General features: G+C 67.5%; 9 protein-coding genes and 1 pseudogene. 8 read left to right on the forward strand and 2 right to left on the reverse strand.

All coding sequences use genetic code 11. From position 1 onward, the window contains the following. Positions 1-220, reverse strand: a 220-nt coding sequence (locus ACK41U_RS18660) for a GTP-binding protein (RefSeq protein ID WP_409682231.1), incomplete at its 3' end; no start/stop codon positions are given. A gap of 211 nt (positions 221-431) precedes the next feature. On the opposite strand from ACK41U_RS18660, the gene ACK41U_RS18665 reads away from it, so the two are divergent. The 3 genes from ACK41U_RS18665 to ACK41U_RS18675 all read left to right on the forward strand — a co-directional run bounded on the left by ACK41U_RS18665 (position 432) and on the right by ACK41U_RS18675 (position 2,443). Beyond that, positions 432-1,217: a tellurite resistance TerB family protein gene (locus tag ACK41U_RS18665; protein ID WP_409683565.1), complete on the forward strand. Its 786-nt coding sequence runs from the start codon at positions 432-434 to the stop codon at positions 1,215-1,217. 162 nt (positions 1,218-1,379) lie between these two features. After that, on the forward strand, positions 1,380-1,856 hold the full coding sequence (locus tag ACK41U_RS18670; RefSeq protein ID WP_409683568.1) for a c-type cytochrome: 477 nt from the start codon (positions 1,380-1,382) through the stop codon (positions 1,854-1,856). After that, positions 1,856-2,443 carry a cytochrome b/b6 domain-containing protein gene (locus ACK41U_RS18675; protein WP_409683571.1) on the forward strand — a complete coding sequence of 196 codons (588 nt, stop codon included), beginning with the start codon at positions 1,856-1,858 and terminating at the stop codon, positions 2,441-2,443. The genes ACK41U_RS18670 and ACK41U_RS18675 overlap by 1 nt, the downstream gene beginning before the upstream one ends. A gap of 92 nt (positions 2,444-2,535) precedes the next feature. On the opposite strand, the gene parC is transcribed toward ACK41U_RS18675, so the two are convergent. Beyond that, positions 2,536-4,779: a DNA topoisomerase IV subunit A gene (parC, locus tag ACK41U_RS18680; RefSeq protein WP_409683574.1), complete on the reverse strand. Its 2,244-nt coding sequence runs from the start codon at positions 4,777-4,779 to the stop codon at positions 2,536-2,538. 141 nt (positions 4,780-4,920) lie between these two features. On the opposite strand from parC, the gene ACK41U_RS18685 reads away from it, so the two are divergent. From ACK41U_RS18685 to ACK41U_RS18705, 5 genes and pseudogenes are all read left to right on the forward strand, one after another. Next, the gene (locus tag ACK41U_RS18685; protein ID WP_409683579.1) at positions 4,921-5,484 is read left to right on the forward strand and encodes an SH3 domain-containing protein; all 564 of its coding nucleotides are present in this window, start codon (positions 4,921-4,923) and stop codon (positions 5,482-5,484) included. After that, positions 5,481-6,305, forward strand: a complete 825-nt coding sequence (locus tag ACK41U_RS18690) for an SDR family NAD(P)-dependent oxidoreductase (RefSeq protein WP_409683591.1) — start codon at positions 5,481-5,483, stop codon at positions 6,303-6,305. Before ACK41U_RS18685 ends, ACK41U_RS18690 begins: the two co-directional genes overlap by 4 nt. A gap of 24 nt (positions 6,306-6,329) precedes the next feature. After that, positions 6,330-6,530, forward strand: coding sequence for a twin transmembrane helix small protein (locus tag ACK41U_RS18695; RefSeq protein WP_409683594.1), 201 nt, complete (start codon positions 6,330-6,332; stop codon positions 6,528-6,530). Continuing rightward, positions 6,530-7,102 carry a cob(I)yrinic acid a,c-diamide adenosyltransferase gene (locus ACK41U_RS18700; RefSeq protein ID WP_409683597.1) on the forward strand — a complete coding sequence of 191 codons (573 nt, stop codon included), beginning with the start codon at positions 6,530-6,532 and terminating at the stop codon, positions 7,100-7,102. Before ACK41U_RS18695 ends, ACK41U_RS18700 begins: the two co-directional genes overlap by 1 nt. A gap of 123 nt (positions 7,103-7,225) precedes the next feature. Then, a pseudogene (locus ACK41U_RS18705) lies at positions 7,226-7,344 on the forward strand (electron transfer flavoprotein subunit beta/FixA family protein); the annotation flags it as partial.

The following is a 7,344-nucleotide window of genomic DNA, read 5'->3' on the forward strand; positions in this document are numbered from 1 at the left end:
GCGCATAGTGGCGCGCTTCGGATTCGTATTCCACATGCGCGGTCGAGATCGTGATCCCGCGGGCCTTTTCTTCGGGCGCGCCGTCGATCTGGTCATAGGCGCGGAATTCGCCGAAATACTTGGTGATCGCGGCCGTCAGCGTCGTCTTGCCGTGGTCAACGTGACCAATGGTCCCGATGTTGACGTGCGGTTTGTTCCGTTCAAACTTTGCCTTTGCCATGTGGGCCTCCTGATCAGCGGGGCATGGCGTGACGGCCCCGGTTTTGACGTGCGCTGCGATCTATAATCGCGCCGGGAAAAGATCAAGGGCAGGTTGCGGTCGCCACGCCATGGGGCGCATGCTGTGGCGCCGGGAACCCGCCCCGCCGGCCGCGCGTTTTGCGGCGCGACGGCGGGGCACTCCTGCCGGTATGGCAAAAGGGAAAAGCAGCATGAGTCTGGTGAAAAGTCTGGCAAAGGTCGCAGCCGGTGTGATGCTGGCCAAGGGTCTGGGCGCGGCGATGCGCGGGCAACAGGGCAGCGACACGGCGAACGGCCAGCCGCGCCGGGGCGGGATGCTCGACGGCCTGCTGGGCAACAATTCCGGCGGCGGCGGCACCAGCCTGTCGGATCTGATCGGCCGGACTTTCGGCGGTGGCACCGCAGGCGGGCCGTCGCAAGGCACGGGTCAGGGTCTGGCGGGGCTGCTCGACGGGCTGAAAGGCACCGCGGCAGGCGGTGCGCTCGGCGGGCTTCTGGGTGGCGCCTCGGGCCGTCTGGCCCAGAAAGACGCCCAACCCCGCAACGATGCCGGTCTGGGCGAGCTGCTGGACGACGCCGCCCGCCGCAACGGCGAGCCTGAAATCGCCCCCACTCCTCAGCAGAACGCCGTCGCCGGTCTGATGCTGCGCGCGATGATTCAGGCCGCCAAGGCCGACGGCCATATCGACGCGACCGAAAAACAGCGCCTGATGGATCACCTCGGCAACGAGCTCGACCCGGACGAGCGGGACTTCGTGCGCGAACAGATGGCCGCGCCCGTCGATGCGCAGGCCCTTGCCCGCGATGTGCCGCCGGGGCTGGAAACGCAGGTCTACCTGATGTCGGTGCTGGCGATCGACTTCGATGACGAGGCCGAGGCCCGCTATCTGCGCGACCTGGCGCAGGCGCTGAAGCTGTCGCCGCAGGCCGTCAACGCGCTGCATGAACGGCTGGGCGCGGCACCGCTTCACCCCTGATCTGCCCCGGCTTTTGTCATCGGCCCGGCTTTTGTCATCGAACTGCCACGCGCTTCGCATTCCCGTGATCTGTGCCGGGATCGGCGCGCGTGGCGGTTGCACCGCTCCGGCACATCTGCCAGCGTGAAAAGACAGCAATCGTCAGCCCTTCAGGAGCCAGCCATGCGTCTGACCTCGCTCGCCATCCCCGCAGCCATCCCCGCAGCCGTCCTTGCCACCATGATCGCCACCCCCCTCCTTGCCCAGACCGCCGAAGACAGCGCGGTCAAGGCGCGGCAGGGCTTTTACACCGCCATCTCGATCGAAATGAACACGCTGGCCGGCATGGCGCGGGGCGAGATTGACTATGACGAGGCCGCAGCCTCGGCGGCGGCGTCAAACCTGATGGCGCTGGCCTCCTATGACGCGCCGAAGCTGTTCATCGAGGGCACCTCGACCGATGAGATCGAGACCACCAACGCCCTGCCCGCCATCTGGCAGGACAATGACGATTTCCGCGCCAAATTCGCCGCCCTGACCCAGGCGACTTCGGGCATTGATCAGGCCGTCATGGGCGGTCAGGGCAATGTCGGCCCGGTGGTCCAGCAACTGGGTCTGGCCTGCCGCGACTGCCACCAGTCCTATCGCCGCGACCGCTGATGGCGGCGCCTGAACAGGCCCGGCGCGTCAAGGTCTGGGACCCGTTCCTGCGGGTCTGTCACTGGCTGCTGGCGGCGCTCGTCATCGCCAACTGGTGGCTTGGCCATTACGGCCCGGCGGTCATGTCCCTCCATTTCTGGCTGGGCTATGCCATCCTCGCGCTGGTCGCGGCCCGGATCGTCTGGGGCTTCATCGGCCCGGAACCCGCGCGCTTTGCCAGCTTCCTGCCCCACCCGCGCGCGCTTCTCGCTTACATGCGCGGTTTCTTCCGCCGCAGCCCCAGCCTCTGGCCGGGCCACAACCCGATGGGCGCGCTGTCGGTGCTGGCCATTCTCGGGCTTCTGCTGTGGCAGGTGGGCAGCGGGCTGATCGCGGATCCCGATGACTTCATCAATATCGGCCCGCTCGCCTCCGAGGTCAGCCGCGCCACCTCCCGCCGCGCGGTCGCATGGCACAAGACCGGCGCCGACATCATCATGTGGCTGGTGATCCTGCATGTCGCGGTGATCCTCTACTACCGGATCTGGAAGAACGAAGACCTCATCCGCCCGATGATCACCGGCTGGAAATGGGTGCGCCGCCGCTAAAGCTGCTTCTTCTTCACCCAAATATCCTCAGGGGGGAGTCGCGGCACGCGACGGGGGGCGCGAGCGCCCCCCTTCCACCTCACCCCCGGCGCTCAGGCGAACCGGTTGTCCCGCGGAAAGCCGCGCGGCGCCATCCGGCCCGCGGTGGCGCGCTTGCCCAGCCATTCGGTCAGATCCGGCTCGGTCCGGGTCTTGCCGCCGCCCATCGGCCAGGACAGCCCGCCCGCCAGCGTCAGGCAGACCGCATCCGACAGCCCGTCATCCTTCAGCAAGCCGCCACCCTTGCCATAGCGCTGCAGCCGCACGCCCTTGCCGCGCGCCATCTCCGGCAGTTCGGTCAGCGGAAACACCAGCATCTTGCGGTTCTCGCCCACCACCGCGACGTGATCGCCATGGATGGGGCGGCACAGCAGCGCATCGCCGTTCAGCACCTGCTTGCCCGATTTCGTCTGCGCCAGAATATCGCCCGCACCGACGATGAAGCCGTCGCCCGCCTTCGAGGCGACCAGATACCGCTCACCCGCGCGCCAGGGGAACATGGTGATGATCTCGGCCTCGTTGGGCAGGTCGATCATCAGGCGCAAGGGCTCGCCCATGCCGCGCCCGCCCGGCAGGTTGTTGGCCGGCAGCGTATAGAACCGCCCGTTCGAGGCGAAGACCATCAGCTTGTCGGTCGTCTCGGCATGCAGCGCAAAACCCGGCCCGTCGCCATCCTTGAACTTCAGCTCGGTCTCCAGCGGCTGATGCCCCTTCATCGCCCGGATCCAGCCCATCTTCGACAGGATCACGGTCAGCGGCTCGCGCTCGATCATCGAATCCAGATCAATCTCGGGCGTCTCGGCGGCCTCGGCCAGCGTGGTGCGGCGCTGCCCCTCGGGGCTGGACTTGCCAAAGGTGTTGCGCACCGCCTTCAGCTCATCGCCGATCCGTGCCCATTGCGCACCCTCATCGGCCAGCATCGCCTCAAGCCCCGCACGTTCCTCCGTCAGCGCGTCGCGTTCTGCGCGCAGCTCGATCTCTTCCAGCTTGCGCAGGGCGCGCAGGCGCATGTTCAGGATCGCCTCGACCTGCACATCGTTCAGGCCGAACTCGGCCATCATCACGGCCTTGGGTTCATCCTCGGTGCGGATGATCTCGATCACCCGGTCCAGGTTCAGATAGGCGATCAGATAGCCTTCCAGCACCTCCAGCCGGGCGGCGATCTTCTCCAGCCGCCAGGTCGTGCGGCGCACCAGCACCTCGCGGCGGTGATCCAGAAAGGCGCGCAGAACCTCCTTGAGGCTGCACACCTTGGGCACCCGCCCGTCGATCAGCACGTTCATGTTCAGGTTGAACCGGGTCTCCAGATCGCTGACCTTGAACAGCGCGGCCATCAGCTGTTCGGGATCGACCGTGCGGGATTTCGGCTCCAGCACGATGCGGATGTCCTCGGCGGATTCGTCGCGGATATCGCCCAGAATCGGCACCCGGCGGATCTGGATCAGCTCGGCCAGACGCTCGATCAGGCGCGATTTCTGCACCTGATAGGGGATCTCGGTGACGATGATCTGCCACTGCCCGCGGCCCAGATCCTCGACCGACCAGCGCGCGCGGACGCGAAAGGCGCCGCGCCCGGTGCGATAGGTCTCGGCGATCGACTCGCGGCTTTCGACCAGAACGCCGCCGGTCGGGAAATCCGGCCCCTGAATAATGCCCGCCAGCGTGTCCTCGCGCGCCTCGGGCGTCTTGATCAGATGCAGGCAGGCATCCACGACCTCGTGCAGGTTATGCGGCGGAATGTTCGTGGCCATGCCCACCGCAATCCCCGAGGCACCATTGGCCAGCAGGTTGGGGAATGCCGAGGGCAGCACGACAGGCTCGCTCAGCGTGCCGTCATAATTGGGGCGGAAGTCGACCGAATTCTCGGTCAGCCCGTCCATCAGCGCCTCCGAGGCGGCGGCCAGACGCGCCTCGGTATATCGCGCGGCGGCGGGGTTGTCGCCGTCGATATTGCCAAAGTTCCCCTGCCCGTCGACCAGCGGATAGCGCATGGCGAAATCCTGCGCCAGACGCGCCATCGCGTCATAGATCGCGGCGTCGCCATGGGGGTGATAATTGCCCATCACATCGCCGGTGATCTTGGCCGATTTGCGGAACGCCCCGGTGGGCGACAGCCGCAATTCGCGCATCGCATACAGAATGCGGCGATGCACCGGCTTCAGCCCGTCGCGGGCGTCGGGCAGGGCGCGGTGCATGATGGTGGACAGCGCATAGGTCAGATACCGCTCGCCAATGGCGCGGCTGAGGGGTTCGGAATGCGTGCCGTGGTCGGGTTTGGGAAGCAGATCGTCGGACATGAGCCACTGGATAGGCCGCGCCGCCCCTCCGGTCCAGATCGAAAAGCCGTCCTCCCGACCGGAACGGTGGCGCGAGATTGGCGTTGACGGGGCAACAGCCTAGTGTAACGGCAAGAACTCGACCGGGGGGACAGGGACCGCATGCTGAAATTGTCAGGACTGATGCTGGCCACGCTGGCAGGTCTTTTCGCCCTGCTGACGATCTACGGACGGGACGATCTGCGCTCTCAGCGCCGCCCCGCCGCGCCGTTGGCCACCGTGCCTCAGGACGCATCCGCCGATACCCCCGTTCTGGCCGACCCGCTTCTGGCCGACATCCCCGCCCCAGAGCCGGAACATGACGACGCGGCCCCCCTGCCCACGCCGCAGCAGACCGCTGAACAGGCCCCGCGCTTTCCCGGCCCCGCGCTGCAGGCCTCGCCCGAATTCGCAGGCCGCGCGCCCGCCGATCCCGCAGGTCCCACAGGTCCCACAGGTCCATCCGACGCGACCGCCCCGGCCTCGGGGGCACAGCTCTGGGTCACTGCCAGCCGGCTGAACATGCGCAGCGGCCCCGACAGCGGCGCCCCGGTCGTGACCGGCCTCGACGGCGGCACCGCGCTTGAGGCGCTTGGCCCCACCGATGCCGCATGGGTCCATGTCCGCGCGCCGGGCGGCCAGACCGGCTATGTCTCGGGCCAGTTCCTGTCCGACCAGCCGCAATGAACGCGCCCCGCCGCGTCCTGATCACCGGCTGCTCATCGGGCATCGGTCTTGACGCCGCGCGCCGCCTGCAGTCCCTGGGCTGGCACGTCATCGCCACCTGCCGCACGCCCCATGACATCGCCGCCCGGCAGGCCGAGGGCATCGACTGCCTGCCGCTGGATCTGGCCGACCCCGACAGCGTCGCGGCCTGCGCCAGCGCCGCCCTGTCGCGCGGCCCGCTGTCGGCGCTGGTCAACAACGCCGCCTTCGCCCTGCCCGGCGCGGTCGAGGACATGCCCCGCGACGCCCTGCGCGCGATCTTCGAGGTGAACCTGTTTGGCACCCATGACCTGACCCGCCACCTGATCCCGCAATTCCGCCAGCATGGCGGGCACATCATCAATATCAGCTCGGTCCTGGGCCTCGTCGGCATTCCCTGGCGCGGCCCCTATGTCGCCACCAAATTCGCGCTGGAGGGGCTGACCGATGTGCTGCGGCTGGAAATGCACGGCACCCCCGTCCGCGTCACCCTGATCGAGCCCGGCCCGATCACCAGCCGCATCCGCGAAAACGCCATCCCGCATTTCGAACGCTGGGTCGACTGGCAGGCCAGCCCGCGCGCCGATCAGTATCGCGCCACCCTGCTGAAACGCCTCTATGGCCCGCCCACCAAGGACCGGTTCGAGCTGCCCCCCTCGGCCGTCAGCGACCGCATCCTGACCGCCCTGACGGCGCGCAACCCCGCCCCGCGCTATTATGTCACGGCGCCCACGCGCATTTCCGGCCTCGCACGCCGGGTTCTGCCGACCCGCGCTCTGGACTGGTTCGCGCGCCGCAACTAGGCTGGCGCGCGAAAGGTGGGTCCCATGCAAGACAAGCCCCTGCTCATCGTGACCATGATCGCCATCGGCGTGGTCATGGCGATCCTGCTGACCGGCATCGGCGGCTTTGCCCGTGGCGGCGATTTCAACCGCAAACATGCCAACCGGCTGATGCGCTGGCGCCTCTACGCACAGGCCGCAGCCATCGTGGTCCTGCTGCTCTTCGTCTGGTGGAGGGCGGGCTGATGGTGGTTCTGAACCGCATCTATACCCGCACCGGCGACAAGGGCGACACCGCCCTGTCCGACGGCACCCGCGTGCCCAAGACCGATCCGCGCGTCGAGGCCTATGGCACCGTGGATGAGCTGAACGCCACGCTCGGCCTCTGCCGCCTGCATGCGACGGGCGCGCTGGCCGCCCGGATCGCGGTCATCCAGAACGATCTGTTCGATCTGGGCGCCGATCTGTCGCGCCCCGACATGGCTCTGGACGATCAGGCGGGCTATCCGGTCCTGCGCATCATCGACGCGCAGGTGGACCGTCTGGAAACCGAAATCGACGCCATGAACGCGGATCTTTCGCCCCTGCGCAGCTTCGTTCTGCCCGGCGGCAGCCCGCTTGCAGCCCATCTGCACCTGTCGCGCACCGTCGCCCGGCGGGCCGAGCGCCGCGCCATCGGGTTGCTGGCGGGCGGCGATGTGAACGGCGCCGCGATCCGCTATCTGAACCGCCTGTCCGACTGGCTGTTCGTCGCCTCGCGGGTGGCCAATGACAATGGCGCGGCCGATATGCTCTGGGTGCCGGGCGCCAGCCGCTGACGCCAACGGCGGCGGGCCGGGCATCGCAAACGCTGCGTCTTGCGTCATTTTTGGCCTGTCCTTGCCGGTTTTCCCTGTCTAACAATCGCCCCGACAGATGACGCAACATAGGGAGAGAGGCCGATGAAAGTCCTCGTGCCAGTCAAGCGCGTGATCGACTATAACGTGAAGGCCCGCGTGAAGGCGGACGGTTCCGGTGTCGATCTGGCCAACGTAAAGATGTCGATGAACCCCTTCGATGA

This window comes from Paracoccus sp. (in: a-proteobacteria) (genome assembly GCF_046289755.1).
Taxonomy (GTDB): domain Bacteria; phylum Pseudomonadota; class Alphaproteobacteria; order Rhodobacterales; family Rhodobacteraceae; genus Paracoccus.